The 25,959-nt window shown below is 42.9% G+C and carries 19 protein-coding genes, 18 tRNA genes, 3 rRNA genes and 4 pseudogenes; 8 read left to right on the forward strand and 36 right to left on the reverse strand.

What is annotated here, in order from left to right; all coding sequences use genetic code 11:
• Nucleotides 1–14 precede the first annotated feature (14 nt).
• Nucleotides 15–347, forward strand: coding sequence for a hypothetical protein (locus KIH88_RS07275; RefSeq protein ID WP_042902620.1), 333 nt, complete (start codon nucleotides 15–17; stop codon nucleotides 345–347).
• 37 nt (nucleotides 348–384) lie between these two features.
• Here KIH88_RS07275 and pnuC read toward each other — a convergent pair.
• Nucleotides 385–891: pseudogene (gene pnuC / locus KIH88_RS07280) on the reverse strand (nicotinamide riboside transporter PnuC); the annotation flags it as partial.
• Nucleotides 892–930: 39 nt separating this feature from the next.
• Here pnuC and KIH88_RS07285 point away from each other — a divergent pair.
• From KIH88_RS07285 to KIH88_RS07305, 5 genes and pseudogenes are all read left to right on the forward strand, one after another.
• A pseudogene (locus KIH88_RS07285) lies at nucleotides 931–1,281 on the forward strand (IS6 family transposase); the annotation flags it as partial.
• Between the two features lie 24 nt (nucleotides 1,282–1,305).
• Nucleotides 1,306–1,626: pseudogene (locus KIH88_RS07290) on the forward strand (DNA replication protein); the annotation flags it as partial.
• Entirely contained in the window at nucleotides 1,619–1,876 is a 258-nt protein-coding gene (locus KIH88_RS07295) for a plasmid replication protein (protein WP_001287840.1), read from the forward strand. The pseudogene KIH88_RS07290 and the gene KIH88_RS07295, both read left to right, overlap by 8 nt.
• A 12-nt stretch (nucleotides 1,877–1,888) precedes the next feature.
• Nucleotides 1,889–2,115, forward strand: a pseudogene (locus KIH88_RS07300) (DNA-binding protein).
• Nucleotides 2,103–2,264, forward strand: a complete 162-nt coding sequence (locus KIH88_RS07305; protein WP_001062367.1) for a hypothetical protein — start codon at nucleotides 2,103–2,105, stop codon at nucleotides 2,262–2,264. The pseudogene KIH88_RS07300 and the gene KIH88_RS07305 overlap by 13 nt, the downstream one beginning before the upstream one ends.
• Before the next feature lie 224 nt (nucleotides 2,265–2,488).
• Here the strand turns inward: KIH88_RS07305 and KIH88_RS07310 are convergent, their stop codons facing one another.
• The 14 genes from KIH88_RS07310 to KIH88_RS07375 all read right to left on the reverse strand — a co-directional run bounded on the left by KIH88_RS07310 (nucleotide 2,489) and on the right by KIH88_RS07375 (nucleotide 17,583).
• On the reverse strand, nucleotides 2,489–3,289 hold the full coding sequence (locus KIH88_RS07310) for an energy-coupling factor ABC transporter ATP-binding protein (RefSeq protein ID WP_000103848.1): 801 nt from the start codon (nucleotides 3,287–3,289) through the stop codon (nucleotides 2,489–2,491).
• Nucleotides 3,276–4,112: an ABC transporter ATP-binding protein gene (locus KIH88_RS07315; RefSeq protein ID WP_000343048.1), complete on the reverse strand. Its 837-nt coding sequence runs from the start codon at nucleotides 4,110–4,112 to the stop codon at nucleotides 3,276–3,278. Before KIH88_RS07315 ends, KIH88_RS07310 begins: the two co-directional genes overlap by 14 nt.
• Complete coding sequence (locus tag KIH88_RS07320) at nucleotides 4,088–4,879, reverse strand: energy-coupling factor transporter transmembrane component T (protein WP_000130448.1); 792 nt, start codon at nucleotides 4,877–4,879, stop codon at nucleotides 4,088–4,090. The genes KIH88_RS07315 and KIH88_RS07320 overlap by 25 nt, the downstream gene beginning before the upstream one ends.
• Nucleotides 4,879–5,481, reverse strand: a complete 603-nt coding sequence (locus KIH88_RS07325; protein ID WP_213988228.1) for an ECF transporter S component — start codon at nucleotides 5,479–5,481, stop codon at nucleotides 4,879–4,881. The genes KIH88_RS07320 and KIH88_RS07325 overlap by 1 nt, the downstream gene beginning before the upstream one ends.
• Nucleotides 5,482–5,819: 338 nt before the next feature.
• Nucleotides 5,820–7,340, reverse strand: a complete 1,521-nt coding sequence (locus tag KIH88_RS07330) for an ABC transporter permease/substrate-binding protein (RefSeq protein WP_213988229.1) — start codon at nucleotides 7,338–7,340, stop codon at nucleotides 5,820–5,822.
• On the reverse strand, nucleotides 7,333–8,061 hold the full coding sequence (locus KIH88_RS07335) for an ATP-binding cassette domain-containing protein (protein ID WP_213988230.1): 729 nt from the start codon (nucleotides 8,059–8,061) through the stop codon (nucleotides 7,333–7,335). Before KIH88_RS07335 ends, KIH88_RS07330 begins: the two co-directional genes overlap by 8 nt.
• Nucleotides 8,062–8,075: 14 nt before the next feature.
• Complete coding sequence (locus KIH88_RS07340; protein WP_213988231.1) at nucleotides 8,076–8,840, reverse strand: nuclear transport factor 2 family protein; 765 nt, start codon at nucleotides 8,838–8,840, stop codon at nucleotides 8,076–8,078.
• 3 nt (nucleotides 8,841–8,843) lie between these two features.
• A complete protein-coding gene (locus tag KIH88_RS07345) occupies nucleotides 8,844–9,281 on the reverse strand; it encodes a MarR family winged helix-turn-helix transcriptional regulator (protein WP_213988232.1) in 438 nt (145 codons plus the stop codon).
• 143 nt (nucleotides 9,282–9,424) lie between these two features.
• Entirely contained in the window at nucleotides 9,425–10,618 is a 1,194-nt protein-coding gene (locus KIH88_RS07350; RefSeq protein WP_033588981.1) for an O-antigen ligase family protein, read from the reverse strand.
• 132 nt (nucleotides 10,619–10,750) lie between these two features.
• Nucleotides 10,751–12,193, reverse strand: coding sequence for a sucrose phosphorylase (gene gtfA, locus KIH88_RS07355; protein WP_213988233.1), 1,443 nt, complete (start codon nucleotides 12,191–12,193; stop codon nucleotides 10,751–10,753).
• A 201-nt stretch (nucleotides 12,194–12,394) separates the two neighbouring features.
• The gene (locus KIH88_RS07360) at nucleotides 12,395–13,228 is read right to left on the reverse strand and encodes a carbohydrate ABC transporter permease (RefSeq protein ID WP_000711271.1); all 834 of its coding nucleotides are present in this window, start codon (nucleotides 13,226–13,228) and stop codon (nucleotides 12,395–12,397) included.
• A 16-nt stretch (nucleotides 13,229–13,244) separates the two neighbouring features.
• A complete protein-coding gene (locus KIH88_RS07365) occupies nucleotides 13,245–14,117 on the reverse strand; it encodes a carbohydrate ABC transporter permease (RefSeq protein WP_084975704.1) in 873 nt (290 codons plus the stop codon).
• Nucleotides 14,118–14,135: 18 nt separating this feature from the next.
• The gene (locus tag KIH88_RS07370) at nucleotides 14,136–15,386 is read right to left on the reverse strand and encodes an extracellular solute-binding protein (RefSeq protein ID WP_213988234.1); all 1,251 of its coding nucleotides are present in this window, start codon (nucleotides 15,384–15,386) and stop codon (nucleotides 14,136–14,138) included.
• Nucleotides 15,387–15,420: 34 nt separating this feature from the next.
• A complete protein-coding gene (locus KIH88_RS07375; RefSeq protein ID WP_213988248.1) occupies nucleotides 15,421–17,583 on the reverse strand; it encodes an alpha-galactosidase in 2,163 nt (720 codons plus the stop codon).
• A 107-nt stretch (nucleotides 17,584–17,690) separates the two neighbouring features.
• Between KIH88_RS07375 and KIH88_RS07380 the strand changes: the two genes are divergently transcribed.
• Both KIH88_RS07380 and birA read left to right on the forward strand, forming a co-directional pair.
• On the forward strand, nucleotides 17,691–18,551 hold the full coding sequence (locus KIH88_RS07380; protein WP_213988235.1) for an AraC family transcriptional regulator: 861 nt from the start codon (nucleotides 17,691–17,693) through the stop codon (nucleotides 18,549–18,551).
• On the forward strand, nucleotides 18,548–19,483 hold the full coding sequence (gene birA / locus KIH88_RS07385) for a bifunctional biotin--[acetyl-CoA-carboxylase] ligase/biotin operon repressor BirA (RefSeq protein WP_213988236.1): 936 nt from the start codon (nucleotides 18,548–18,550) through the stop codon (nucleotides 19,481–19,483). The genes KIH88_RS07380 and birA overlap by 4 nt, the downstream gene beginning before the upstream one ends.
• Before the next feature lie 76 nt (nucleotides 19,484–19,559).
• Here birA and KIH88_RS07390 read toward each other — a convergent pair.
• The 21 genes from KIH88_RS07390 to KIH88_RS07490 all read right to left on the reverse strand — a co-directional run bounded on the left by KIH88_RS07390 (nucleotide 19,560) and on the right by KIH88_RS07490 (nucleotide 25,952).
• Nucleotides 19,560–19,647: transfer RNA gene (locus KIH88_RS07390), tRNA-Ser, on the reverse strand.
• A 6-nt stretch (nucleotides 19,648–19,653) separates the two neighbouring features.
• A tRNA-Ile gene (locus KIH88_RS07395) sits at nucleotides 19,654–19,727 on the reverse strand.
• Nucleotides 19,728–19,760: 33 nt separating this feature from the next.
• A tRNA-Gly gene (locus tag KIH88_RS07400) sits at nucleotides 19,761–19,831 on the reverse strand.
• A gap of 16 nt (nucleotides 19,832–19,847) precedes the next feature.
• A tRNA-Phe gene (locus tag KIH88_RS07405) sits at nucleotides 19,848–19,920 on the reverse strand.
• 4 nt (nucleotides 19,921–19,924) lie between these two features.
• Nucleotides 19,925–19,998 (reverse strand) — tRNA-Met (locus tag KIH88_RS07410).
• A gap of 11 nt (nucleotides 19,999–20,009) precedes the next feature.
• A tRNA-Ser gene (locus KIH88_RS07415) sits at nucleotides 20,010–20,099 on the reverse strand.
• Nucleotides 20,100–20,110: 11 nt separating this feature from the next.
• Nucleotides 20,111–20,184 (reverse strand) — tRNA-Ile (locus KIH88_RS07420).
• Nucleotides 20,185–20,197: 13 nt separating this feature from the next.
• Nucleotides 20,198–20,271 (reverse strand) — tRNA-Met (locus KIH88_RS07425).
• Between the two features lie 5 nt (nucleotides 20,272–20,276).
• Nucleotides 20,277–20,350 (reverse strand) — tRNA-Pro (locus KIH88_RS07430).
• A gap of 15 nt (nucleotides 20,351–20,365) precedes the next feature.
• Nucleotides 20,366–20,439: transfer RNA gene (locus KIH88_RS07435), tRNA-Arg, on the reverse strand.
• 11 nt (nucleotides 20,440–20,450) lie between these two features.
• Nucleotides 20,451–20,536: transfer RNA gene (locus tag KIH88_RS07440), tRNA-Leu, on the reverse strand.
• A 7-nt stretch (nucleotides 20,537–20,543) separates the two neighbouring features.
• Nucleotides 20,544–20,615, reverse strand: a tRNA-Gly gene (locus KIH88_RS07445).
• 27 nt (nucleotides 20,616–20,642) lie between these two features.
• Nucleotides 20,643–20,715: transfer RNA gene (locus tag KIH88_RS07450), tRNA-Thr, on the reverse strand.
• Nucleotides 20,716–20,727: 12 nt separating this feature from the next.
• Nucleotides 20,728–20,809: transfer RNA gene (locus KIH88_RS07455), tRNA-Leu, on the reverse strand.
• Nucleotides 20,810–20,814: 5 nt separating this feature from the next.
• A tRNA-Lys gene (locus KIH88_RS07460) sits at nucleotides 20,815–20,887 on the reverse strand.
• A gap of 24 nt (nucleotides 20,888–20,911) precedes the next feature.
• Nucleotides 20,912–20,984: transfer RNA gene (locus tag KIH88_RS07465), tRNA-Asp, on the reverse strand.
• Between the two features lie 4 nt (nucleotides 20,985–20,988).
• Nucleotides 20,989–21,061: transfer RNA gene (locus KIH88_RS07470), tRNA-Val, on the reverse strand.
• 4 nt (nucleotides 21,062–21,065) lie between these two features.
• Nucleotides 21,066–21,181: ribosomal RNA gene (gene rrf / locus KIH88_RS07475) — 5S ribosomal RNA — on the reverse strand.
• 76 nt (nucleotides 21,182–21,257) lie between these two features.
• Nucleotides 21,258–24,159 (reverse strand): 23S ribosomal RNA (locus KIH88_RS07480).
• Between the two features lie 122 nt (nucleotides 24,160–24,281).
• Nucleotides 24,282–24,354 (reverse strand) — tRNA-Ala (locus KIH88_RS07485).
• 51 nt (nucleotides 24,355–24,405) lie between these two features.
• Nucleotides 24,406–25,952, reverse strand: a 16S ribosomal RNA gene (locus tag KIH88_RS07490).
• The 16S, 23S and 5S rRNA genes sit together here with 18 tRNA genes alongside, the layout of an rRNA operon.
• Nucleotides 25,953–25,959: the final 7 nt, after the last annotated feature.

Consider the following 25,959-nt stretch of genomic DNA (forward strand, 5'->3'; position numbering starts at 1 on the left):
GAAAGGAACCAACTATGTTAACTTCGATGATTCTAGGAATACTAACAATTGTACTAGCTCTCGCCTTCTCATTGCTTCACCTTGCTGCTGCCTTTTCAGCCATGAAACAAAAGAACTACAGTTTGGGAAACAAGTGTATCTTGGTCGGCAGTTGTCTCACCTCTTTGGCTCTAGCTATCTTTTACTTCGTCCCACTTGCAACCATTCTTCTATGGATTGTGGGCTCGAGTATCGTCTGCTATGGTGCCTACTGGAACGGCCAACAGAAAGAAAAACAACATATCTCGCACCACATCGTTCGTATAACGACCGCTATTATCATTACGGTATTATTCATTTTGCTCTAACACAAAAAAAGGATCATCTGATCCTTTTTTTACTTTTTTAAGCGCTTTTTGCTGCCTTGCTCCACTGATACCACCCAACTAGACTATTGATGAGATAAATTAGGTATTTCCCTTGGATTTTCAGGCTTTCTCCCCACCAGAGATAGATTGAAAAGACATTGGTAGAAGCCCAGAATATCCATTGTTCACGGTAAACAGCTGTCATGAGGATTTGCCCAACCCCATTGGTCGCATCGGTGATGGAATCGCGATAAGGACGATTGGCTCCGATAGACTGATAAATGAATCCAAAGGCCAACCACCAAAGAACACTAACGGAAAGATACTTGGTCCAACCCTTGCCGTCCAGTTTACGCGCGACAAACTCCTACTTTTCTTTCTTGAACTGTGCTTGGTAGATCCACACTAGAAGTCCAATTGGCTGCATAATTGTAAAATAGAGAGTTGTTAAAACCTCACCATAGAAGCCTTTTTGAAGGGCAAGCACCAGATAAATAATGGAATTAATCAAACCAAATAGGTAGTTACTAGCACGACCTTCAGCTTCTCAAAGAGCAGAAAAAAGGTTAGTAAGGCTTGAGAGATGAATCATTTTAAAGGCAAACAATTCCAACAAGACGTCATCATTGTCGCTGTTGGTTATTACCTATGTTACAATCTGAGCTATCGTGAAGTTCAGGAATTGCTTTATGACCGTGGAATAAATGTTTGTCACACTACGATTTATCGGTGGGTTCAAGAATACAGTAAAATCCTCTATCATCTCTGGAAAAAGAAAAATAAACAGTCCTTCTATTCGTGGAAAATGGATGAAACCTATATCAAAATTAAGGGGCGTTGGCATTATCTCTATCGAGCGATTGATGCGGACGGTTTAACATTGGATATCTGGTTACGAAAGAAACGTCGAGCAGACGATAACAGCTATAAGTTAGAAGATACCGCCTATCAAGAAGATAAAGCACGCAAAGCAGAAACCGAAGATAAGCTAGCTATTGAAGCAATGAAAAGCAAGTACACCACGCTATTGCTAGAAAATATGTTGCTAAGTCCGTTTGAAATGCAAGATACAAAAATCATGGCAGGATTGCAAGTCCATGTTTACCCCCTCTATGACGAACTGAAAGAATTAAGAGGGCTAAATAGTGTTAAAGACCACTTGTCTTATGTTGCCAGCAGACGTGAAGAATATTCTAAACATAATATCGCACGCTACCTCAAAAAAGCCATTGAACAATATCTACCAACGGTTAAAAGGCAGGACTTAAACCATGAGTGAAGACTTAAAAACGATCAAAGAGCTGGCGGATGAGTTGAGTGTTACAAAACAAAATATTCAATATCACTACCAAAGGTTACCAAAAGAATTACAGCTTAAAAGTTCCAATGGGTCTAATCTAATAAATTCTAAAGCAGAAAAAATAATTTTAGGTAAAGTAGAAAGTAGTAGCAAATCAAATACCAAAGACCAACAAATAAGTAGCAAAGACCAACAAATAGAAAAATTAACTAATTTGTTAGACCAGTAACAACGATTAGCCTTGCAAGATAAAAAGTTGCTAGAAGCATACAAGGCGGAAATGATAACTTAAAAGCCCTCAAAATGCCCTCACAGGAAACAGAATTCAAACACTTAGACAATCAATATAAAGATGAAGTGAACGCTCTTAAAGAGAAGTTGGAAAATTTACAGGAACAAATCAAAGATCAAAAAAGGATAGAAGAACAAGAAAAACCAATAAAATGGTGGGGACTATGGCGAAAATAGATGATTCAGTTAAAAAGAAAGTTCCAGAATTGCGATTTAAAGGGTTCACGGATGAATGGGAACAGCGTAAGTTGGGAGACGAAGTTCGAATAGTGATGGGACAGTCTCCTAATTCAGAAAATTATACTGATGATCCTAATGGGCGCTAAAAATGCGAAGACCTATGAAGACCTATTTTGTATTAGTCAAACAAAAAATCCAAAAGAAATGGTATATGATTATGACCATGAAACAAAGTAAAATCAAACCGAGTGATCTGAGGAAGCACCCGATGATCATGAAACGTTATTAAACACAAAAGTCACCCATGTGAGTTTTTGCCAGAAGCTGAAGTTAATCCTTCAACCTGGAAAACCCGCAGAGGTGACTTTTTCTATACATCTCGATTTTTCTGGCAATAATCATTAACCGATAAATATGTCTGTGAATCACCCAGCGACTCCGCTATGTCCATAATCCGCGGTGGTAGTAATCCCACTCGCTGGACAAGTTCGTGATTGCTGAACAATTCCCGTGGACTGCCGGCGAAGCCAAACTTCCCGTGTTCCATAACATACACCGACTCAAACTCGGCGGCGACCCAATCCATGTCATGGGTGATGGTCACAACTTGGTGGCCCGAATCAGCCAACTGATGGAAAATTGCGGTCAACTTGCGCCGGCTTTCCCAATCAAGCGACATCATCGGCTCATCAAATAAATAAATCGCCGGATCCACTGCCAAAACTGTGGCAACGCTCAACAGCTTGCGTTCCGACAATGACAGGTCATATGGACTTTCAGCTGTTTTATCATCCAAGCCAACTCTTTTTAGAGCCGCTAAAGCCCGCCTCGTAATCGTGTCGTGGTCATCCATGACCTGCGCGACATTCCACTCCACCTCTCGTTGAACGGTCGGGTTGAAAAGCTGATCGTCAGGATTCTGAAAAGTAATCCCAACCTTCAGTAACTTTTCGACTGGTTTAAGATCATTAAAATTTTCTCCATCGATCTTAATCACACCGGTTTGTGGTGTCAGCAAACCCGTCAACAATTTGAAGAGCGTTGATTTGCCGGCACCATTTTGGCCGACAATCGCCACCATCGGATCGGCGAAGTGTTTGTCTTCAACATCCAAGCTAAAGGACCGTTCCGGATAAGTGAACGTCAGGTGGCTCAGTTCAATTGTGGACATAACGAACCTCCTTCAGATCAGCGTAATTCACTGGATACCGGCCATCAGCCAAGTGCCAATCCATTTTTTGAGCAAGTTGCTGGATTGTCGGGGCTGGAATCTGCCAGTCAGCTGCCAAATGATTAAACACCTCACCCGGCCTGCCCTGGGCTACCATTTGACCCTCGTGCAGCACCCACACAACGTCGGCGACTTCGCACAAATCGTCAATTTCACTGGTGACAATGAAGACAGTCGTCTCTTTGACTTGGGCCAGCCATTGGAAAAATTGCCGGCGGCCAAGGGGATCCATCTCACTGGTCGGATCATCCATAATCAAAACAGCCGGATTAGCCACAATCGCCGTGGCAATTGCCAACCGCTGGATCTGACCACCGGAAAGGCTCTCGGGACGCAAATTCAGCTGTTCAATCAGCCCCATTTGCGTGGCAACTTCTTCAACCCGTTTTTGAATCAGTCCTTCAGCCATTCCCTGATTAATCAAGTCAAAGGCGATTTCATCGGCAACCGTGTCTGCCAACCCGCTTAGTTGGCCAGCTGGATTTTGCAGTACAACTCCATTCATGGCATTATAAACGGGCCAATTGTCAGACACTCGCTGGCCAAACATGTGCCAATCGCCCTCAATCTCAGCAGACACAATTTTGGGAATGACCCCTGCCAGAACACGGCACAAAGTCGATTTGCCGGAGTGGCTATTCCCGATAATCCCAACCACCTGGCCGGTATGAACCTCCGCGTTAATCTGACGCAGTTGTGGTTGCTCAGTACCCGGATAACGGGTGGTCAAATTTTCAATTACAATCCGTTTATCTTCGTCCATATCTTCCACCCAATCAATAAAATTGCCAATCCAGTCAGACCAATGTGCAGCGTCCGCGACAGGCGATACACGCGCTGGGAGGTTCTGACAGTCCGGTTGAGATTATCAAAACCTCTCAGTTGGAGAGAAATCGACCGCGTCATCGATTGATCCAAGGTCTTAATCACCAATGGAATTAGAACCGGCAGGACTGACTTTAATTTCTGAATCAACGTTTTTTGCGGATTGGTTCCGCGAACTTTTTGTGCCTGCTGGATTTTCCGCATATTGCGCATCATTTCCGGCAAAATATAACACACCGACATCAGAACGTAGACGGTTTTATAAGACAATCCGGACAGTTCCAAATAGGCCGCGTTTTCTGAAATACTCGTGGTCACCATAAAAAAGCCACTGGTCAAAATAATCACCAATACTCGACAACCCAGAGTGGTGGCGTAAATCAGGCCTTCTTTGTAGAACGACACCCCAAGCACAGAAAACAGCACAGTTTGATTCCGACTGTAAAATAACCCTTGGATGATCAGCATGGTGCAAATCAGAAACAGGCTGAATCCCAGTGCCTTAAAGGTGGTAGAACTCAATTTGGAAAATAACAATAGCAGTGTTGCGACAAGAATTAATCCGGCCTGAAGCAATAAATTCATACTGGCAAAGCTCAACAACGTCATGTCCAAGATGAACAAGAGCTTAGTAATCGGATCGATCACCTGGTACCACTTGAGCTTGACCCGTGGCGCTCCAGAAATCAATGTTTTATCAGTCATCATTTATCATCGCTAAAGAAGTGCACCATCCGCTTCGGCAGCTGACGATAGATGAAGAATGCCAGGTAGGCCACGCAGACTTTATCCAAAATATCCAAGACAAACTCATCGGTAAATGAGGCCAGCCACACTGGTGCATGATTGGCGACCATTACCGCAAACAATGAGTCACCCCAAGCGATACCGGTCTGACCACCCCAAAAGATGACGTTGAATGGCGTTGAAATGACAGCTGAAACGATGGCAATAATAATAGCAGAAACAAATACTCGTCGCGCTGACGAGAACCACCCATTGGCGTGCAAAACTCCGACAGCAATCCCAATTCCGATGCTGGTAATCGCATACACGGTTGAAATTGGCGATAAGGTCAGCCCATAGATCACGTTGTTGATGAAACCACTAATGGCACCGGCAACCGGCCCAGCCAACATGCTGGTAAGAAAGGTTCCCAAAGACCCCAGCCAAACGGGCAACTTTAACCCCTCCGCCAAGGCTTTGGCAACATAGTTAATCCCCACGGCAGCGGGAATCAAAGTCATGGTGGCAGCACTTAACTTAAATTTCCACATACTGGTACGATGAATCGGTTCTGTTTTCATAATCTTCTCCTTTTGTTTTTTAAGAGCCGTGTCTGGATAGACTTTCGGACGCAACGCTCTATTATATATCTACTGAACTGTCTATACACAAGATTTCCATCCTTAGTCGACATGAGCTGGAAATCCTTATTTGTTAAGTAGTTCACAACACATTATACACCTATTTTGTGAATAGTCAAGTGTATTTACAGTAAAATTTTAGAAAATCCTAAAAATTTCCTCTTATTTTCCATTTAAAAATGAAAATCATTAATTCTGACACCCAAAAAGCCCAGACAAGATTGTCTGAGCATTCTTCTGTATGGTCATTTAAAGAAGTTGAGTTTGACATTTTCAATCTATTTCTTCAACATTCCTTGTTCTTGTAGAAACTCCTTGGCTACTTGTTCTGCTGACTTGCCTTCAACACCGACTTGGTAGTTGAGCTGGCTCATCTGGCTTTCAGTAATTTTACCAGCCAATTTATTGAGAACCGTCTCCAACTCAGGATGTTTCTTGAGAAGAACTTCTTTCATTAGTGGAGCCCCTTGATAAGGTGGGAAGAGTTGTTTGTCATCCTCCAAGACCTGCAAATCATAACGCGCCAACTCTGCATCGGTCGAATAGGCGTCCGTGATTTGAATATCACCTGACTGAATTGCCTGATAGCGAAGGGCTGGCTCCATGGTCGCCACATTGAGATTGAGACCATACATTGACTGCAAGCCTTTATTTCCATCTTCACGGTCATTAAACTCAAGTGTAAAGCCTGCCTTCAACTGCCCTTCCACTTTTTTCAAGTCCGAAATGGTCTTCAAGCCATATTCTTGAGCAATCTTTTTCGGAACAGCTACAGCATAGGTATTTTGATAAGACATGGGTTTGAGATAGGCTAGATGATCCTGTTTGGCAATACCATCACGCGCCACCTGATAAACCTGCTCTGGCTCATGACTCACTTTCGGTGATGGTTGCAGCAAACTTTCAGTCACCGTACCAGTAAATTCAGGATAAATGTCAATATCGCCTTTTTTCAGAGCTTCATAAAGAAAGCTTGTTTTCCCAAAATTCGGTTTAACAGTCGCAGTCATGCTGGTATTTTCTTCAATCAGCAACTTATACATATTGGCCAAAATTTCTGGTTCTGGACCCAATTTCCCAGCAATAACCAAGTTTTCCTTCTCTTTTTGAGCTAAGAGGGTTGGGCTATAAGACAGACCGAGCAATATTGTCACCAAGGCAAAACCAGAAAAAATCGTCCGCAATTTTGCCTTTTCCATCACTTTTAGTAGGAAGTTAAGGGCAATAGCCAGTACTGCTGAAGAAAGGGCCCCAATCAAAATCAGACTGGTATTATTACGGTCAATTCCCAAAAGGATAAAGGAACCCAGTCCCCCAGCACCAATCAAGGCTGCCAAGGTTGCCGTACCGATAATTAAGACCGCTGCCGTCCGAATCCCAGACATCATAACAGGCATGGCAAGTGGAATTTCGAATTTCTTGAGACGTTCCCATCTGGTCATCCCAAAGGCAATCCCAGCCTCCTGCAGACTTGGATCAATTCCCTTCAACCCAGTAATGGTATTTTGTAAAATCGGAAAAATCGCATAAATCACAAGAGCTGTCAAAGCTGGTAAGGTCCCAATTCCCATCAAGGGGATAAAGAGCCCCAACAAGGCCAGAGACGGGATGGTCTGGAAAATCCCTGCAATCTGTAAGACCCAATCCGCCAGCTTCTCATGATAGAGAAGATAAACAGCCAAGGGAATCGCTATAAAGATGGCCAGCAACAAGGTCAAAAGTGACAACTGCAAATGTTGAGATAGAGCTGTCAACCAATCACTAAAACGATCCTGAAAAGTTGATATCAAATTAGCCATGAACACTACCTCCAAACAAGTCTGCTACAAATTCTGTGGCAGGAGCTTTTAAAATCGTCTCGGGATTCGCCACCTGACGAATCTCTCCATCCTGCAAGACAGCAATACGGTCCGCCAACTTCAAAGCTTCATCCGTATCATGGGTTACAAAAATGGTTGTCATCCCAAACTCTTTATGTAATTCTTTCGTCAGAACCTGCAACTGCTTGCGAGAAATAGCATCCAAGGCTGAGAAGGGCTCATCCATGAGGAGGATCTTAGGCTGACCAATCATGGCACGGACAATCCCGACCCGTTGCTGTTCTCCACCAGATAATGCACTCGGAAGTCGATGCCCATACTCAGCTACTGGCAAGCCAACTTTAGCTAAAAGCTCTTCTGTTTTCTTCGCAATTTTTTCCTTAGTCCAGCCCTTCATCTCAGGAATGAGAGCAATATTTTCTGCAACCGTTAGATTGGGAAACAGAGCAATGGCCTGTAAAACATAACCAGTAGAAAGACGAAGTTCACGCTCATTATAGTCTTTGATGCGCTTGCCATCCATATAAATATTTCCATCAGTGGGTTCCAAAAGACGGTTAATCATCTTAATCATGGTCGTCTTACCGGACCCAGAAGGCCCAACTAAAACCATGAACTCCCCATTCTCAATCCGTAAATTGACATCTCTCAAAACATCTTTTTCTGTATAGCGTAGCGCCACATTTTTGTATTCAATCATTCTTTGTCCTCAATTTAAAACTTCCCTCGATTAGTCAAGTCTTCTACCTTAGGCATAACTTCCTTATTATCCCAATGCTCCACAATCAAGCCATCCTCCAAACGGAAGATGTCATACTGAGCATAAGTCACTCCATCTATCTTAGTCTGTCCATAGCTGACCACATAGTTTCCTTGTCCCAAAAGCTGGAAAACAAAGTCGAAAGTGACACCATGTTCAGCCACATTGTTTTTATAAGCCTGACTTCCTTGGCCAATCTCATGATTATGCTGAATCAAATCGTCCGCCACATAATCACTCCACTGCTCTAGCTCCCCATTTTGGAAAACTTCTGTCAAGAAACGACGAACGTTTTTTTTATTTTCTGCTGTCTTATCCAAATCCTTGATTTCAAAATCTCCACAGATCTGGTCTAACTGTCCATTTTCTGGAGCACGATAGTAGTCAATAACATCCCAATGTTCTACGATACGGCCATTCTCATCCGCACGGAAAGTATCCGTCGTCACCCATTGCGCTTCTCCGCCATTGAGATATTGGTGAACATGGACAAAGACCAGATTGCCGTCTTCAATGGTGCGAACAATTTTCATCTCACGCTCGGGATAACGCTCAAAGAAATTTGCAAAGAAAGCCACAAACCCTTCTTTCCCATCTGGCACACCTGTCGAGTGTTGAATGTAGGTATCTCCTACAGACTGAGCTTGAGCCTCAGCAACTCGCTCGTCTTGAATAGCGTGAATATATAGATTTTGTGCATTTTTAACTTGTTTTGACATGATTTATGCCTCTTTTTCTTTTAAATTTGCTAAAATGCGTTCCTGATAGCTTTCAAACTGACGGATTTCTTCTTCAGAGAAGCCTTTATAAAAAATTGCATCTAATTTTTGACTGACACGATTGCCCACTTCTTTCTGCGACCAACCTTGCTCTGTCAACTTGACATATTTCTTTCTCTTATCTATTCCACATGGGCTAATGATGACCAGGTTTTGCTCCTCAAGTTTCTTAATCATGGTTGTGAGCGTATTGTTAGCAAGTCCAGTCGCAAGCGCAATATCTGTCGCCGTAGCGCAACCTGTCTCACTATTCCATAACACCGTGAGAATCTTGCCCTGTTCACTCCGATAAAGAGACCCAGGATCCTGACTCAATAACTTTTGAAAGATCCGCCCATTCAGTAAACGAATATGATGGGCAACTAAATGACTATCCCTCATGATTCCTCCAATTTATTTCTATATCAAATTTTCTCTATTGTAACACCTGCTATTCCATCTGTCAACTATTTCGACTTAGAAATAATTTCTACCAACAAAAAAGACCTCCTACCTAAAGTAGAAGATCTCTAATCTTGATCAACTTAATCTGTCATTTCGGACACCAGTGTTCGATGTTCCAGTGGTAGACTGCACATAACCAGCAAGAAGATGAATCCCGACTGTATCCAGAAGAGAGCCAAGTCAAAAATTCCATGTACAGCGACTACTGTAAGGAAGGAGAGATAAAGACCGATAATTGGTCGTTTACCAGACTCCTGACTCATATCCATCATCATGTGAACCGGGATAACCGAAGAGATGGATAGGAGAATTGTTCCAATCAAACCATAACTTAAAATAGTATCGATGTAAAGACTATGCGCGTGCTCGTGGTAAGGTGCATGAATTCTTGGATAAGAATTCATATAGGTCAGTGGTCCCTCGCCCCAGATCGGATTTTGTTTAAACAAAGTCATACCCGCATTCCAAATTGAAACACGCTCCTCCATTGAAGAATCTAGCGTTCCCATACGGACACCCAAATCGCTTGAGAAGAGGAAACAAAGGCCAATCCCAAAAACACCAATACTGAGCCAGAAGGCGCGCCAATTTTTAATGGTTGTAAAGAGATAAATGATGGCACCAGCGATGATGGCAGGAAAGGCCGTTCTATTTTGCGTAAAATTCAAACCAAATAGATTCACAAAACCTGCTAGCACACAAAAGATTTTTAACCATCTTAACTTCGTCGTTGTAAAGAGATAAAAAGCTATCATGATACAGAAGCAACAGATAATCCCATAGTAGTTAGGATTGAAGAAGGTGACCTCTGCACGGTTTTGGTGCCATACTTGCATATTGGGCGAAAGAAAGGCGTAGTTAAATTTCTTGACAATTTGAAAATGCTCCAAAGTAGCAAAAGCCGCAGAGAGCACACTACCAAACAAGATTGTCTGCAGAATCAGTCGAAAGAAAGCATGCGTCAGACGTTTCTGGTAGAAGCTAAAGAAAATGAGGAAGAGAAACATCAGTAAAGATGCAACCAATCCAAGCCAGTTCTTGGCGACGATAGAGATGATACTACTATAGGCAATAAAAAAGAGAAGTACAGGATGTTTGATTAATCCTTTGATAATTCCCTTCATCTCCCCAGTAACAAGTAAACCTATCAAATATAAAGCAAAGAGCGCTAAGAACAAATAAAAAGGTAAAAAGATACTTATGATCATCAAATACAAAAAGAAATCTTTTTTCGAAAGCCCTCTTATCTTATCCAGTAATCCAATTGATTTCAAAACGGATCCTTTCTGTTCTGGATTTCTCCAGAAGATAAATGCTAAACTATCTTTATATTCTACCATTTTTTCCGTCATTTGGGAACAATGAACACGTTTTCGCCACAAAAAAACTGTTTCATTAATATAGCACTAGAACTGAATTTTTCTGCCGTTTTCTAATACTTGATAGGTCTGACTTTGCAAATCAATTTCTGCTACTGCTGTTACGGACTTATCTTTATTTTGACGTTTAATTACAATGCTGTGAGCTGTTGGTGTTTCAACGTCAATAGTTCCTTCTAAATCAAAAGCTACTGATCGATTACGGAACGAAAATAGATTGAGAAGGGCCTTCACCACAGGACGTTGAACTTCTTCTGCGATTTCCTCGTTGCTATAGTAATGACGATTAATATTTCTACCTTCCTTTGTTTCTTCTAATAGTTTCAAGTCATTCTTTCCTGCTAGTAGACCCACATAGTAGACTTGGGGAATACCTGGGGCAAAAGCTTGAATCAGACGGGCAAGGAAATACTTGACATCATCATCTCCAAGTGCAGAATAATAGGTTGAATTGATTTGGTAGATATCTAGATTGTTATACTCTGCACTGGAGTACTTACGTTTAACATTAGCTCCAACCTTATAGAGCTCATTTGAAGCATAGTCAATTTCCTCATCAGTCAGGATATCCTTTACATCCACCACTCCAATCCCATCATGGGTGTCTAGAGTCGTAAATTGCTTCATCGGGCTCATCTTTAACCACTTAGCCAAACGCTCTGTTCTGGAACTGTAAAGAGTATAAAGAGTCACCATTGGAAGAGCAAAATCATAAACATAGTAATCATGATCCGCTATTTTAAACTGAATAGAATAATGTTCATGAATCTCAGGTAAGAGCTCTGTCCCATACTCAGCAGCGATATCTCGGACTTTATCCAACAAATCCCAAATATCTGGTTCCACAAAGAAATCATTGGTATCTAACTTCTTCACTGCATAAGCAAAGGCGTCTAGACGAATCAAATCACACCCGTTACTTGCTAGATGTTGAATGGTCTTACGGATAAATGCCATCGTTACTTCTTTGGTCACATCAAGATCAATCTGCTCCTCACCAAAGGTATTCCACAAATGTTCTACTGAACCATCTGCAAAAACAATCTCTTGCTTTGGTGCACGATCCTTACGCTTGTAAATTAAATCTACATCAGCTTGTGTCGGACGGTTTTCTGGCCAAAACTTATCCCAGTTTAAAAAGAGATCTTTAAATTCACTGGCTTCATGTTTTTCTTGATAGTCCTTATAATACTTAGATTGACGAGAAATATGGTTAATCATAAAGTCAAACATAAGATAATATTTCTCACCTAAACGCTTAACATCCTCCCAATCACCAAACGCTGGATCCACTTCGTCATAGTCAACCGGTGCAAATCCACGATCTCCTGTTGATGGGAAAAATGGTAGAAGGTGAACTCCACCAATAGCATCACCAAAATGTTCTTCCAAATTCTCATACAAGTCTTTAAGGTTATTTCCAAGACTATCTGAGTAAGTAATCAACATAGTTTTATTTTGAATGGTCATAGATGTTCTCCTTTTTCTGATGAAAGCCAAGTCTCATATGACCTAGCTTCGTAAATGAAAGATATTTTAATATTTTTGTTCACATTGAACTCGTACTAAACTGCAAGCAACTAAGTACGACTTTCTTGTTTTCTACATAGAATTGTCAATAAACTAAACCGTTCGTCTATGTATGGAATTATAAATTCCCTAAGCACTTTCTTACTTCACTGCCCCGTTACTCATTCCTGAAATGATATGTTTTTGGAAGATGAGGTAGACAATGGTTATCGTTACAATTCCCACAATATAAGATGCAAAACTTGGGCCATAGTCATTGAAGTACTGACCTTGGTAGTTGTATTGGAATAGAGGCAAAGTCCACATCTTGGAATCCTTATTCAGAATCAACAGTGGCAACATAAAGTCATTCCAGAACCAGAGAGCATTGATAATCAAGGTTGTAGCATGCATGGGCTTCAGCATTGGAAAGATGATTCGACGATAAGTTGTAAAACGATCAGCCCCATCAATTTCCGCAGCTTCATCCAAACTATCCGGTACACTGATTTTTATATAACCAACATACAAGAAGAGAGTCTGTGGAATAGCATAAGTTAGGTAGAGTATTACTAGCCCCCACATATTTGCTAAACCTAGTTTACTCATCATAACTGTGATGGGAATCATAATCACCTGAAATGGAACAAATATCCCTAAGATCAAGAGCGAATACATAATTGCAAAGGCTTTTTTCTTGGACATATTTCGAGCAATGGAATAAGCTGCAGCTGGTATAAAGAAAGCTACTACAATCAATGATAACACCGTAATAACTGCTGAATTCCAGAAATAGCCTCCAATTCCATCCGAAATCAATCGTTCATAATTACTCAACGTAAAAGGATTGGGCAAACTAAAGAAATGATTCATGATATCCTTAGTTGTCTTGAAAGAACTAAATACTGTTACCAACAAAGGAACAAGTATAAGAATACCACCGACTATCAAGAGGACGTATTTCCAAAACTGATTCAATTTTTCTTCTTTTTTCATGTGTAGGACTCCTCTATTAGATTTCAAATTTCTTTGATAGTTTGATTTGGATCAGAGAAACAATTCCAATAATTAAGAATAAAATCAAGGCAATTGCATTCGCATATCCATATTGATTACTCTTGAAAGCATAGTTGTAGACTAAAAGTCCAAGAGACGTTGTAGCATTATTTGGACCACCACTCGTCAACGCAAAAATTTGGTCAAAGGCTGTCAAACCGGACTTAAGTGCCAGGATAAAAACCATAGAAATCGTTGGCAATAAATAGGGCAATTCAATCTTCCAAAAAGTTTGTTTACTGGTTGCACCATCAATTGATGCCGCCTCTAAAATATCATTTGGAATACTCTGAAGACCAGCAAGAAAGAGAATGATTGGCATTGCTACTCCTTGCCATAGAAGAACAAAAATAGTTGCTACTACCGCTCCGACAGGTGTTCCTAATAGACTCTCTTGTAAAAAACCAATCCCCAAAATTCTTCCAATCGTTGGAAGACCATAGTTGAAGAATTGTTTAAAAATCAAGGAAACTGTCAAACCAGATAAAACAGCCGGGAAAAAGAACCAAGCTCTAAAGAAGGTCTGCCCTTTCATCTTAGAATTTAAGGCTCGTGCCACAACCATCCCAATCGTAATCTCTCCAATAATCAATGCCAGAGTTAAAATCAAAGTAAAAGCAATAGCTGTGAAGAATTTCCCATCAATCATCAGCAATTTGTAGTTATTCAAACCAACAAATTTGTAATTATAGGTCAATCCAGTCCAGTTAGTCAAACTATAGAAAGCACCTTGCACCATCGGAAAGTAAAAGAAGATAGCTTGTAATGCAAGTGGGATGAGCAAAAAGGTCCAACCCCAGTATTTATTTAAAAATTTTCGAATAGCCATATCATCTTAACTCCTATTCTAGTCCAAATCTGCCTTCATTGGATTAAAGAAAGCATTGAGATTGTTTGCCATATTTTTCAGATTTTTATCCATCAGGTAACCTGCACTTAGATTAAAAAAGTCTTCTTCAGAGTTCCAGCGTTGGCCCAACCAAACATAATGCTTATCCGTAAATGCCAGTTTAGAAATAGCTGCAAGCGCTGAGTCTTCTTTTTCCTGTATGCCTTTTACAGCAACTGGTGATCCATCTACATCATAGTATGACTGCATAGCTTTTGGACTAGTCATATAGCTGATAAATTCTTCAGTTTCTTTCGGATGTTTAGTAGTAGCTGAAGTTGATAATGCCATGTCTCCTGCACCAACAGTGACTTCTTTTCCTACTTCTTCTCCTGGGAAGGCAAACATCCCCACCTCAAATTTTGGATCCTGTTGATTAATTGCCGCTAATGCCCACGATCCTTGTGGCATCATTAAGGCTGTTTCACTCGAAAATGCTACCACCGCATCATTATAAGAGGCTCCACGCCAACCATCTTGAGCATTATCTGCCAATAAATCGAGTCGTTCTGCATCGGCTTTTAAAATAGCATCATCTGCAGAGATAGCGTTTGGTTTTGAAAAGCGAAGGTAGTTATTAGCCGCATCTCCACTACCTGTAATAGTAATGAGAGAAAGTTGGTGGTAACCATTTAATGTCCAGCCTTCATTGCCTGCAACTGCAAATGGAGAATTCCCACTATCTTTTATCTTTTTAACAATCTCTTGAAACTCTTTAAAAGTCTTCGGTTCCTCAAGTCCTAATTCTTTAAACTTTGTTTTATTGTAATAAATTCCATAAAGGTTAGCCGTTAAAGGCACACTATAAATTTTATTATTGATTGCATACTTTTCGGCATAGTCATTCTTGATGTTCTCAAGATAGGATTTTCCTGTCATATCTGCAAAATAACCTGCTTTTGCCCACTCCTGAAAATCCATATTTTGAGGGTAGATATTAATAATATCTGGAACATCTCCTGATAAAATCCGAGTCTTTAGAACAATTCCAGCTGAAGGTACTGTAGTCAGCTTCACATCAATATTAGGGTGTTCCTTTTCAAAATCATCCACTATCCTTTGCAAGGTATCTGCCATCTCGGTCTTCTGGTTAAAAAACTCAATCGTTACCTTGCCATCAGTTGATTGATTGTTCTGACCACAAGCCACTAGCCCTAGTAAACTTGCCCCAGCTACTAAAAGAAAACCTGCTTTCTTATACCATTTCATTGGAATGCCTCCTTGATAAATTTATACGCTTTTATTATAGTCTCTTGAATTTATACTGTCTACTCAAAAAATCTCCTTGGGATAAGGTAACAGTTAAACCTGCATACATGAGCTCTGCACCCGAGTAAACAATGTTTGTTCCTTCCAACTTATAAAGCCCTTCCTCCTCTAAGTCTTTTAGTTTCAAGGTGGTTTCCATTGTTTCCACAACTGATAGGACTCGGACGTAAGTTACTATCGTTTGATTTTCATAGTTAAATTGTACAGCTGCTTCATTGGATGTAGTATCGGGATTGATTAACCTATACTGACATCCTAACTGGACTACTGGCCGTAATTCTTTATACAAGTTCACCTGAGTTCTAATTTCTTCTTTTTCTTTCTCAGTCAGACTTGTCAAATCAAGCTCATAACCCAGATTTCCCATCATTGCTACATGGCCACGAGTTTCTAATGGTGTCATTCGTCCCATCTGATGATTCGGTACTGCTGACACATGAGCTCCCATGGAAATGGTGGGATAGAGATAGGATGAGCCGTATTGAATTGGTAAACGTGCAATGGCATCAGTATTATCACTAGCCCAGACTTGTGGAAAATAGCGCATCATACCAAGATCATTTCTGCCTCCACCGCCAGAGCAGGACTCAAAGAGAATATGGCTGTGCTTCTCTGTCAGATAAGAAACGAGTTCATAAAGTCCCAACATATACTGATGAGACTGCATCTGTGTCTCTAGATAGTTCGATCCATTTCCTAGGTTAGTGATATTACGATTCATATCCCATTTGATGTAGTCAATCTTATGATGAGAGAGGAGTTCATCTAAAACATTTTTCAGATATTCTACTACCTGAGGATTGGCAAGATTAAGTACTAATTGATTCCGAGAATAGGTATGCTCATATCCTGGAACCTGAATGGCCCAGTCAGAATGTTTGCGATACAAATCACTATCAACAGAAATCATCTCTGGCTCTAACCAAAGACCAAACTGCAAACCTCTTTCATGGATAGCTGAAATCAGACTTTCTAGGCTTCCACCCAGTTTTTTCTCATTAACAACCCAATCACCTAAAGCGCGATTATCATCAAAGCGATTGCCAAACCAGCCATCATCTAATACAAAAAGTTCAATGTCAACTTTCTTAGCTTCATCTGCTAACTCTAACAGTTTTTCTCTCTGGAAGTCAAAGTAGGTTGCTTCCCAGTTATTGATTAGAATTGGACGTTCTCTTTTAGAAAATTTCCTTGGCATAATATGCCTAAGTACAAAATTCTGACTTTCATGACTGATACCAGTTAATCCCTTATCTGAATAGGTCACTAAAGCTACCGGTGTTTCAAAGTTTTCCTCCGGATCTAACTTCCAAGAAAAATTTTCCGGATTAATCCCAATCGACACTCGAACTTCATTCAGTTGATTTTTTTGGACAAAAGCTTCAAAGTTTCCACTATACAGTAGTTGCAGGGCAAACACATCCCCAGCATCCTCTGTAACTCCTTGATCACATAATAGAAGGGCTGGTGTTTGAGCATGACCAGAAGCCCCACGGTTCGAACTAATCGAAAAGATTCCTTGTTCTACCAGTTGACGTCGGACAGTCTTTTCACGAGCATAAGCTCCCTGCAGAGTTACTATTTCGTAAGCTACAGCTGGAACATCAGCCGTAAAAGAAAAATCTTTATGGATGACAACTTCCTGATTACTATTATTCTCTAATTTACTGTAGCTAGCAATTGTCGCATCATTATCAAAAGCAGTATAATAAAGTGTCAGACCAAGTTTAGCTTGAGAATCTTCTAAAATCAAGGCAAGAGTCTCTGTATCATCCATGCTATGTGGAGAAGGTAACCCCTTTGGCCCATTCTCACCTTTTAAAATCCTTGCTTCCGCAAATCGAAAATCTGTCACTTCAGTTGCATCGTGCTGAACTTGCAAAGTTGGTTTCCTAAAATCACCCAAACCATGTTGTCCAAAAATCTGACGTTGCGTATCCAAACTAAAGGTTCGATTACTAGCTGTTGGATTCGCTGAAAAGGCATGATCACGTTCATAAACACTATTAGCACCTCTATAGTTTTTAATAGTCTTTCCTAAATGTTTTAATAATAAGAACCCATCCCTATTTTCAATAATCAAACTTAAACCTTTACTCTCAACGTAAAATAGATTATTCTCTATCCGAATTCCCATAAATTGTACCTCATCCATTTCTTGATAAAATTTTAGCAAATAAAAGCGCTTTCTAAAATAGAAAAATGTCTCTAAAGTATGGTAAAATGTTAGGTAGGAGGTGCCCCATGCTCGTTTTTTCAGAATACCAGACTGGAACAATTGATCTTTCTCTTAGCTTCTACGGCTATGAAGAATGCACGCCTAACTACTCTTTTGGCCCAGCTATTCGAGATACCTATGTACTACATTATATTACTAAAGGAAAAGGTCAATTCCATTATAAGGGGAAAATTGTTGATTTAAAGGCAGGAGATTTCTTTTTACTAAAACCAGATGAATTAACATTCTATCAAGCAGATAGCCAGGATCCTTGGGCTTACTACTGGTTGGGGATCACTGGAGGGAGGGCACCTGACTACTTTGCTCTATCTCAAATTTCTGACAAATCCTACCTCATCCAGTCAAATAACTGTCATACACAGACAACTGCAAAACTCATCTCAGATATTGTCCGCTTCGCTCAGATTACAAAATCTAATGAATTGGCTCAACTCCATATCATGGGACAACTCCATGAACTAATGTTTCATCTAGGAACGATTGCTCCCAATCAGAAAAAAGAGAATATTTCATCAACCCACCAGCTCTATCTTGACTGCAAACGATTAATTGATAGTCACTATCCACAATCGCTCACCATTCAAGATTTAGCAAAAGAACTATCGGTTCATAGAAGTTACTTAACTAGTGTGTTTAAAGAATTTCACCAACTCTCTCCAAAAGAGTATTTACTTTTCGTTCGAATGAACCGTGCGCAACAGTTACTAGAGCACACCAATGAAACGATCAAGGTCATTGCGTATTCTGTGGGTTTTTCAGATCCACTACATTTCTCAAAAGCCTACAAGCAGTTTTTTCATAAAACACCTAGTCAAACTCGAAAAGAATACTCTCACTCCCTCTTAGCTAGAAAGGAAAAACAATGAAATCACACCAACTAGTCTACCAAATATTAGCTAGAGAAAACGACTATGTTAGCGGAGAAAAAATCGGAGAAGAACTGAATTTAAGCCGTACATCTATATGGAAAGCGATCCAACGTCTTCAACAAGAAGGCCTAGAAATTGACAGTATCAAAAATAGAGGCTACAAGCTTATTCAAGGCGATCTGATATTACCTGATTTGATTCAAGAGAAAGCCAACTTAATCGTTCACTACAAACCTGAGACCAAATCAACCCAAACAGATGCAAAAGAAGGAATTGAAGCTGGAAACAAAGGAAATACACTCTATCTTTCAACCTGTCAAACAGCAGGTCGTGGACGCTTTCAACGTCCCTACTATTCTCCATCTCAGGGAGGCATCTATATGTCCCTGCATATTCAACCAAACCTTCACTACGAAAAGCTCCCATCCTATACTCTCCTTGTAGCTGCTGCAGTCTACAAAGCCATTAAAAACCTAACTATGATAGAAGTAGATATCAAATGGGTAAATGACATCTACTTTAAAAATAAAAAAATAGCAGGTATCCTCACCGAAGCAATGACATCAGTTGAGACAGGCTTGGTTACAGATGTCATTATCGGAGTTGGTACAAATTTTTCTATAGCAGACTTCCCAGATGACCTAAAAGAAAAAGCAGGCAGCCTATTTATGCCACCTGCACCAATTAGTCGTAATGAGCTCATCAGCGAAATATGGAATTGTTTCTACAATATGGATCCAGATGAGTTACTTTATATATATAAAGAAAGATCAATAGTTCTTGGAAAAAAAGTTACCTTCCAGCTAGATGGAAAAGAGAAAAAAGGCCTTGCAAAAGAAATCTCAGAATCTGGTCAACTACAAGTCGAACTTGCAAACAAACGTACTATCTGGCTAAATAGCGGAGAAATATCACTAACAAATTGGTAATAAACAAATCCCCCTTTTAACGATCTAGAAGGGGGATTTACATACAAAAAAAGAGCCTAGAAGCTCCCTTTACGTACGGAGAATGGGGGATTCGAACCCCCGCGCCGGTTACCCGACCTAACGATTTAGCAAACCGTCCTCTTCAGCCTCTTGAGTAATTCTCCTATTAATGGGCACGAGTGGACTCGAACCACCGACCTCACGCTTATCAGGCGTGCGCTCTAACCACCTGAGCTACGCGCCCAAGTTCAAAAACTTGGTATGAACTTTCGTTCAAAGCGGGTGACGAGAATCGAACTCGCGACAACAGCTTGGAAGGCTGTAGTTTTACCACTAAACTACACCCGCTTGATAAAATATAATATGGCGCGAGACGGAATCGAACCGCCGACACATGGAGCTTCAATCCATTGCTCTACCAACTGAGCTACCGAGCCAATATTGCGGGAGCAGGATTTGAACCTACGACCTTCGGGTTATGAGCCCGACGAGCTACCGAGCTGCTCCATCCCGCGTTAATATAAAAAGGAGGATGTGGGATTCGAACCCACGCACGCTTTTACACGCCTGACGGTTTTCAAGACCGTTCCCTTCAGCCGGACTTGGGTAATCCTCCATTATTTACAATGGACCTTGTAGGACTTGAACCTACGACCACTCGGTTATGAGCCGAGAGCTCTAACCAGCTGAGCTAAAGGTCCAACAAGATCAATATAGCGGCGAAGGGGATCGAACCCCCGACCTCCCGGGTATGAACCGGACGCTCTAGCCAGCTGAGCTACACCGCCATAAATCGGGAAGACAGGATTCGAACCTGCGACACCTTGGTCCCAAACCAAGTACTCTACCAAGCTGAGCTACTTCCCGCGTTAACTAAAAAAATGCACCCTAGAGGAGTCGAACCTCTAACCGCCTGATTCGTAGTCAGGTACTCTATCCAGTTGAGCTAAGGGTGCTCATCATTATATGCCGAGGACCGGAATCGAACCGGTACGATCGTTACCAATCGCAGGATTTTAAGTCCTGTGCGTCTGCCAGTTCCGCCACCCCGGCCTCTCTAAGCGAACGACGGGATTCGAACCCGCGACCCCCACCTTGGCAAGGTGGTGTTCCACCACTGAACTACGTTCGCATCGACCTCTTATTCTATATAAAAAAATGCCGGCTACATGACTTGAACACGCGACCCTCTGATTACAAATCAGATGCTCTACCAACTGAGCTAAGCCGGCTGCTTTCTATTATGCGGGTTAAGGGACTTGAACCCCCACGCCGTTAAGCGCCAGATCCTAAATCTGGTGCGTCTGCCAATTCCGCCAAACCCGCAAATATGACCCGTACTGGGCTCGAACCAGTGACCCATTGATTAAAAGTCAATTGCTCTACCAACTGAGCTAACGAGTCTAAAATAACTTCCGTTACCTTAAACGGTCCCGACGGGAATCGAACCCGCGATCTTCGCCGTGACAGGGCGACGTGATAACCGCTACACTACGGGACCTATATGGGAGTTAACGGGATCGAACCGCTGACCCTCTGCTTGTAAGGCAGATGCTCTCCCAGCTGAGCTAAACTCCCTCGAGCTAAGCGACTTCCATATCTCACAGGGGGCAACCCCCAACTACTTCCGGCGTTCTAGGGCTTAACTGCTGTGTTCGGCATGGGTACAGGTGTATCTCCTAGGCTATCGTCACTTAACTCTGAGTAATACCTACTCAAAATTGAATATCTATCAAATAATTAGAAAACCTCACGCTTCGTATCCTCAGTTACTTTGGATAAGTCCTCGAGCTATTAGTATTAGTCCGCTACATGTGTCGCCACACTTCCACTTCTAACCTATCTACCTGATCATCTCTCAGGGCTCTTACTGATATATAATCATGGGAAATCTCATCTTGAGGTGGGTTTCACACTTAGATGCTTTCAGCGTTTATCCCTTCCCTACATAGCTACCCAGCGATGCCTTTGGCAAGACAACTGGTACACCAGCGGTAAGTCCACTCTGGTCCTCTCGTACTAGGAGCAGATCCTCTCAAATTTCCTACGCCCGCGACGGATAGGGACCGAACTGTCTCACGACGTTCTGAACCCAGCTCGCGTGCCGCTTTAATGGGCGAACAGCCCAACCCTTGGGACCGACTACAGCCCCAGGATGCGACGAGCCGACATCGAGGTGCCAAACCTCCCCGTCGATGTGAACTCTTGGGGGAGATAAGCCTGTTATCCCCAGGGTAGCTTTTATCCGTTGAGCGATGGCCCTTCCATACGGAACCACCGGATCACTAAGCCCGACTTTCGTCCCTGCTCGAGTTGTTGCTCTCGCAGTCAAGCTCCCTTATACCTTTACACTCTGCGAATGATTTCCAACCATTCTGAGGGAACCTTTGGGCGCCTCCGTTACCTTTTAGGAGGCGACCGCCCCAGTCAAACTGCCCGTCAGACACTGTCTCCGATAGGGATCACCTATCCGGGTTAGAGTGGCCATAACACAAGGGTAGTATCCCAACAACGTCTCCTTCGAAACTGGCGTCCCGATCTCTTAGACTCCTACCTATCCTGTACATGTGGTACAGACACTCAATATCAAACTGCAGTAAAGCTCCATGGGGTCTTTCCGTCCTGTCGCGGGTAACCTGCATCTTCACAGGTACTAAAATTTCACCGAGTCTCTCGTTGAGACAGTGCCCAAATCATTACGCCTTTCGTGCGGGTCGGAACTTACCCGACAAGGAATTTCGCTACCTTAGGACCGTTATAGTTACGGCCGCCGTTTACTGGGGCTTCAATTCATACCTTCGAGTTACCTCTAAGCACTCCTCTTAACCTTCCAGCACCGGGCAGGCGTCACCCCCTATACATCATCTTACGATTTAGCAGAGAGCTGTGTTTTTGATAAACAGTTGCTTGGGCCTATTCACTGCGGCTGACGTAAAGTCAGCACCCCTTCTCCCGAAGTTACGGGGTCATTTTGCCGAGTTCCTTAACGAGAGTTCTCTCGCTCACCTGAGGCTACTCGCCTCGACTACCTGTGTCGGTTTGCGGTACGGGTAGAGTATGTTTAACGCTAGAAGCTTTTCTTGGCAGTGTGACGTCACTAACTTCGCTACTAAACTTCGCTCCCCATCACAGCTCAATGTTATAGAATTAAGCATTTGACTCAATTCACACCTCACTGCTTAGACAGACACTTCCATTCGTCTGCTTTAGTTAGCCTACTGCGTCCCTCCATCACTACATACTCTAGTACAGGAATATCAACCTGTTGTCCATCGGATACACCTTTCGGTCTCTCCTTAGGTCCCGACTAACCCAGGGCGGACGAGCCTTCCCCTGGAAACCTTAGTCTTACGGTGGACAGGATTCTCACCTGTCTTTCGCTACTCATACCGGCATTCTCACTTCTATGCGTTCCAGCGCTCCTCACGGTACACCTTCTCCACACATAGAACGCTCTCCTACCATACCTATAAAGGTATCCACAGCTTCGGTAAATTGTTTTAGCCCCGGTACATTTTCGGCGCAGGGTCACTCGACTAGTGAGCTATTACGCACTCTTTGAATGAATAGCTGCTTCTAAGCTAACATCCTAGTTGTCTGTGCAACCCCACATCCTTTTCCACTTAACAATTATTTTGGGACCTTAGCTGGTGGTCTGGGCTGTTTCCCTTTCGACTACGGATCTTAGCACTCGCAGTCTGACTGCCGACCATAATTCTTTGGCATTCGGAGTTTATCTGAGATTGGTAATCCGGGATGGACCCCTCACCCAAACAGTGCTCTACCTCCAAGAATCTTTATGTCGACGCTAGCCCTAAAGCTATTTCGGAGAGAACCAGCTATCTCCAAGTTCGTTTGGAATTTCTCCGCTACCCACAAGTCATCCAAGCACTTTTCAACGTGCCCTGGTTCGGTCCTCCAGTGCGTCTTACCGCACCTTCAACCTGCTCATGGGTAGGTCACATGGTTTCGGGTCTACGACATGATACTAATGCGCCCTATTCAGACTCGGTTTCCCTACGGCTCCGTCTCTTCAACTTAACCTCGCATCATATCGTAACTCGCCGGTTCATTCTACAAAAGGCACGCTCTCACCCATTAACGGGCTCGAACTTGTTGTAGGCACACGGTTTCAGGTTCTATTTCACTCCCCTCCCGGGGTGCTTTTCACCTTTCCCTCACGGTACTGGTTCACTATCGGTCACTAGGGAGTATTTAGGGTTGGGAGATGGTCCTCCCAGATTCCGACGGGATTTCTCGTGTCCCGCCGTACTCAGGATACTGCTAGGTACAAAGACTATTTTAAATACGAGGCTCTTACTCTCTTTGGCTGATCTTCCCAAATCATTCTTCTATAATCTTTGAGTCCACATTGCAGTCCTACAACCCCGAAGAGTAAACTCTTCGGTTTGCCCTCCTGCCGTTTCGCTCGCCGCTACTAAGGCAATCGCTTTTGCTTTCTCTTCCTGCAGCTACTTAGATGTTTCAGTTCACTGCGTCTTCCTCCTCACATCCTTAACAGATATGGGTAACAGGTAGTACCTGCTGGGTTCCCCCATTCGGAAATCCCTGGATCATCGCTTACTTACAGCTACCCAAGGCATATCGTCGTTTGTCACGTCCTTCTTCGGCTCCTAGTGCCAAGGCATCCACCGTGCGCCCTTATTAACTTAACCTTATTTTCTGACCTTTCAGTCATAAACTCTTTTAATACTACAGCGTTTCGGTTTATTTTCTTGTTACTATTTGATATAGATATTCAATTTTCAATGTGCATTACTTGGTGATCTCTCACCAATGGAGCCTAGCGGGATCGAACCGCTGACCTCCTGCGTGCAAAGCAGGCGCTCTCCCAGCTGAGCTAAGGCCCCACAAGACCTCTCAAGACTAAACAAGACCAATGCGCAGTTCCTTATCCTTAGAAAGGAGGTGATCCAGCCGCACCTTCCGATACGGCTACCTTGTTACGACTTCACCCCAATCATCTATCCCACCTTAGGCGGCTGGCTCCTAAAAGGTTACCTCACCGACTTCGGGTGTTACAAACTCTCGTGGTGTGACGGGCGGTGTGTACAAGGCCCGGGAACGTATTCACCGCGGCGTGCTGATCCGCGATTACTAGCGATTCCGACTTCATGTAGGCGAGTTGCAGCCTACAATCCGAACTGAGACTGGCTTTAAGAGATTAGCTTGCCGTCACCGGCTTGCGACTCGTTGTACCAGCCATTGTAGCACGTGTGTAGCCCAGGTCATAAGGGGCATGATGATTTGACGTCATCCCCACCTTCCTCCGGTTTATTACCGGCAGTCTCGCTAGAGTGCCCAACTAAATGATGGCAACTAACAATAGGGGTTGCGCTCGTTGCGGGACTTAACCCAACATCTCACGACACGAGCTGACGACAACCATGCACCACCTGTCACCTCTGTCCCGAAGGAAAACTCTATCTCTAGAGCCGTCAGAGGGATGTCAAGACCTGGTAAGGTTCTTCGCGTTGCTTCGAATTAAACCACATGCTCCACCGCTTGTGCGGGCCCCCGTCAATTCCTTTGAGTTTCAACCTTGCGGTCGTACTCCCCAGGCGGAGTGCTTAATGCGTTAGCTGCGGCACTAAACCCCGGAAAGGGTCTAACACCTAGCACTCATCGTTTACGGCGTGGACTACCAGGGTATCTAATCCTGTTTGCTCCCCACGCTTTCGAGCCTCAGCGTCAGTTACAAGCCAGAGAGCCGCTTTCGCCACCGGTGTTCCTCCATATATCTACGCATTTCACCGCTACACATGGAATTCCACTCTCCCCTCTTGCACTCAAGTTAAACAGTTTCCAAAGCGTACTATGGTTAAGCCACAGCCTTTAACTTCAGACTTATCTAACCGCCTGCGCTCGCTTTACGCCCAATAAATCCGGACAACGCTCGGGACCTACGTATTACCGCGGCTGCTGGCACGTAGTTAGCCGTCCCTTTCTGGTAAGATACCGTCACAGTGTGAACTTTCCACTCTCACACTCGTTCTTCTCTTACAACAGAGCTTTACGATCCGAAAACCTTCTTCACTCACGCGGCGTTGCTCGGTCAGACTTCCGTCCATTGCCGAAGATTCCCTACTGCTGCCTCCCGTAGGAGTCTGGGCCGTGTCTCAGTCCCAGTGTGGCCGATCACCCTCTCAGGTCGGCTATGTATCGTCGCCTTGGTGAGCCGTTACCCCACCAACTAGCTAATACAACGCAGGTCCATCTGGTAGTGATGCAATTGCACCTTTTAATTGACTATCATGCAATAGTCAATATTATGCGGTATTAGCTATCGTTTCCAATAGTTATCCCCCGCTACCAGGCAGGTTACCTACGCGTTACTCACCCGTTCGCAACTCATCCAGAGAAGCAAGCTCCTCCTTCAGCGTTCTACTTGCATGTATTAGGCACGCCGCCAGCGTTCGTCCTGAGCCAGGATCAAACTCTCATTAAAAGTTTGA

The sequence above is a fragment of the Streptococcus oralis genome (assembly GCF_018448765.2).
In the GTDB taxonomy this organism is placed as follows: domain Bacteria; phylum Bacillota; class Bacilli; order Lactobacillales; family Streptococcaceae; genus Streptococcus; species Streptococcus oralis_BM.

Bases quoted from the DNA above. Each gene is read 5' to 3' on its own strand.
- KIH88_RS07305 (WP_001062367.1), top strand. From the start codon at position 2,103: ATGGCGAAAATAGATGATTCAGTTAAAAAGAAAGTTCCAGAATTGCGA.
- KIH88_RS07295 (WP_001287840.1), top strand. From the start codon at position 1,619: ATGAGTGAAGACTTAAAAACGATCAAAGAGCTGGCGGATGAGTTGAGT.
- KIH88_RS07320 (WP_000130448.1), bottom strand. From the start codon at position 4,879: ATGACTGATAAAACATTGATTTCTGGAGCGCCACGGGTCAAGCTCAAG.
- KIH88_RS07330 (WP_213988229.1), bottom strand. From the start codon at position 7,340: ATGGCTAATTTGATATCAACTTTTCAGGATCGTTTTAGTGATTGGTTG.
- KIH88_RS07345 (WP_213988232.1), bottom strand. From the start codon at position 9,281: ATGAGGGATAGTCATTTAGTTGCCCATCATATTCGTTTACTGAATGGG.
- KIH88_RS07365 (WP_084975704.1), bottom strand. From the start codon at position 14,117: ATGGCTATTCGAAAATTTTTAAATAAATACTGGGGTTGGACCTTTTTG.
- birA (WP_213988236.1), top strand. From the start codon at position 18,548: ATGAAATCACACCAACTAGTCTACCAAATATTAGCTAGAGAAAACGAC.
- KIH88_RS07275 (WP_042902620.1), top strand. From the start codon at position 15: ATGTTAACTTCGATGATTCTAGGAATACTAACAATTGTACTAGCTCTC.
- KIH88_RS07340 (WP_213988231.1), bottom strand. From the start codon at position 8,840: ATGTCAAAACAAGTTAAAAATGCACAAAATCTATATATTCACGCTATT.
- KIH88_RS07370 (WP_213988234.1), bottom strand. From the start codon at position 15,386: ATGAAATGGTATAAGAAAGCAGGTTTTCTTTTAGTAGCTGGGGCAAGT.
- KIH88_RS07380 (WP_213988235.1), top strand. From the start codon at position 17,691: ATGCTCGTTTTTTCAGAATACCAGACTGGAACAATTGATCTTTCTCTT.
- KIH88_RS07335 (WP_213988230.1), bottom strand. From the start codon at position 8,061: ATGATTGAATACAAAAATGTGGCGCTACGCTATACAGAAAAAGATGTT.
- KIH88_RS07325 (WP_213988228.1), bottom strand. From the start codon at position 5,481: ATGAAAACAGAACCGATTCATCGTACCAGTATGTGGAAATTTAAGTTA.
- KIH88_RS07315 (WP_000343048.1), bottom strand. From the start codon at position 4,112: ATGGACGAAGATAAACGGATTGTAATTGAAAATTTGACCACCCGTTAT.
- gtfA (WP_213988233.1), bottom strand. From the start codon at position 12,193: ATGACCATTCAAAATAAAACTATGTTGATTACTTACTCAGATAGTCTT.
- KIH88_RS07310 (WP_000103848.1), bottom strand. From the start codon at position 3,289: ATGTCCACAATTGAACTGAGCCACCTGACGTTCACTTATCCGGAACGG.
- KIH88_RS07360 (WP_000711271.1), bottom strand. From the start codon at position 13,228: ATGAAAAAAGAAGAAAAATTGAATCAGTTTTGGAAATACGTCCTCTTG.
- KIH88_RS07375 (WP_213988248.1), bottom strand. From the start codon at position 17,583: ATGGGAATTCGGATAGAGAATAATCTATTTTACGTTGAGAGTAAAGGT.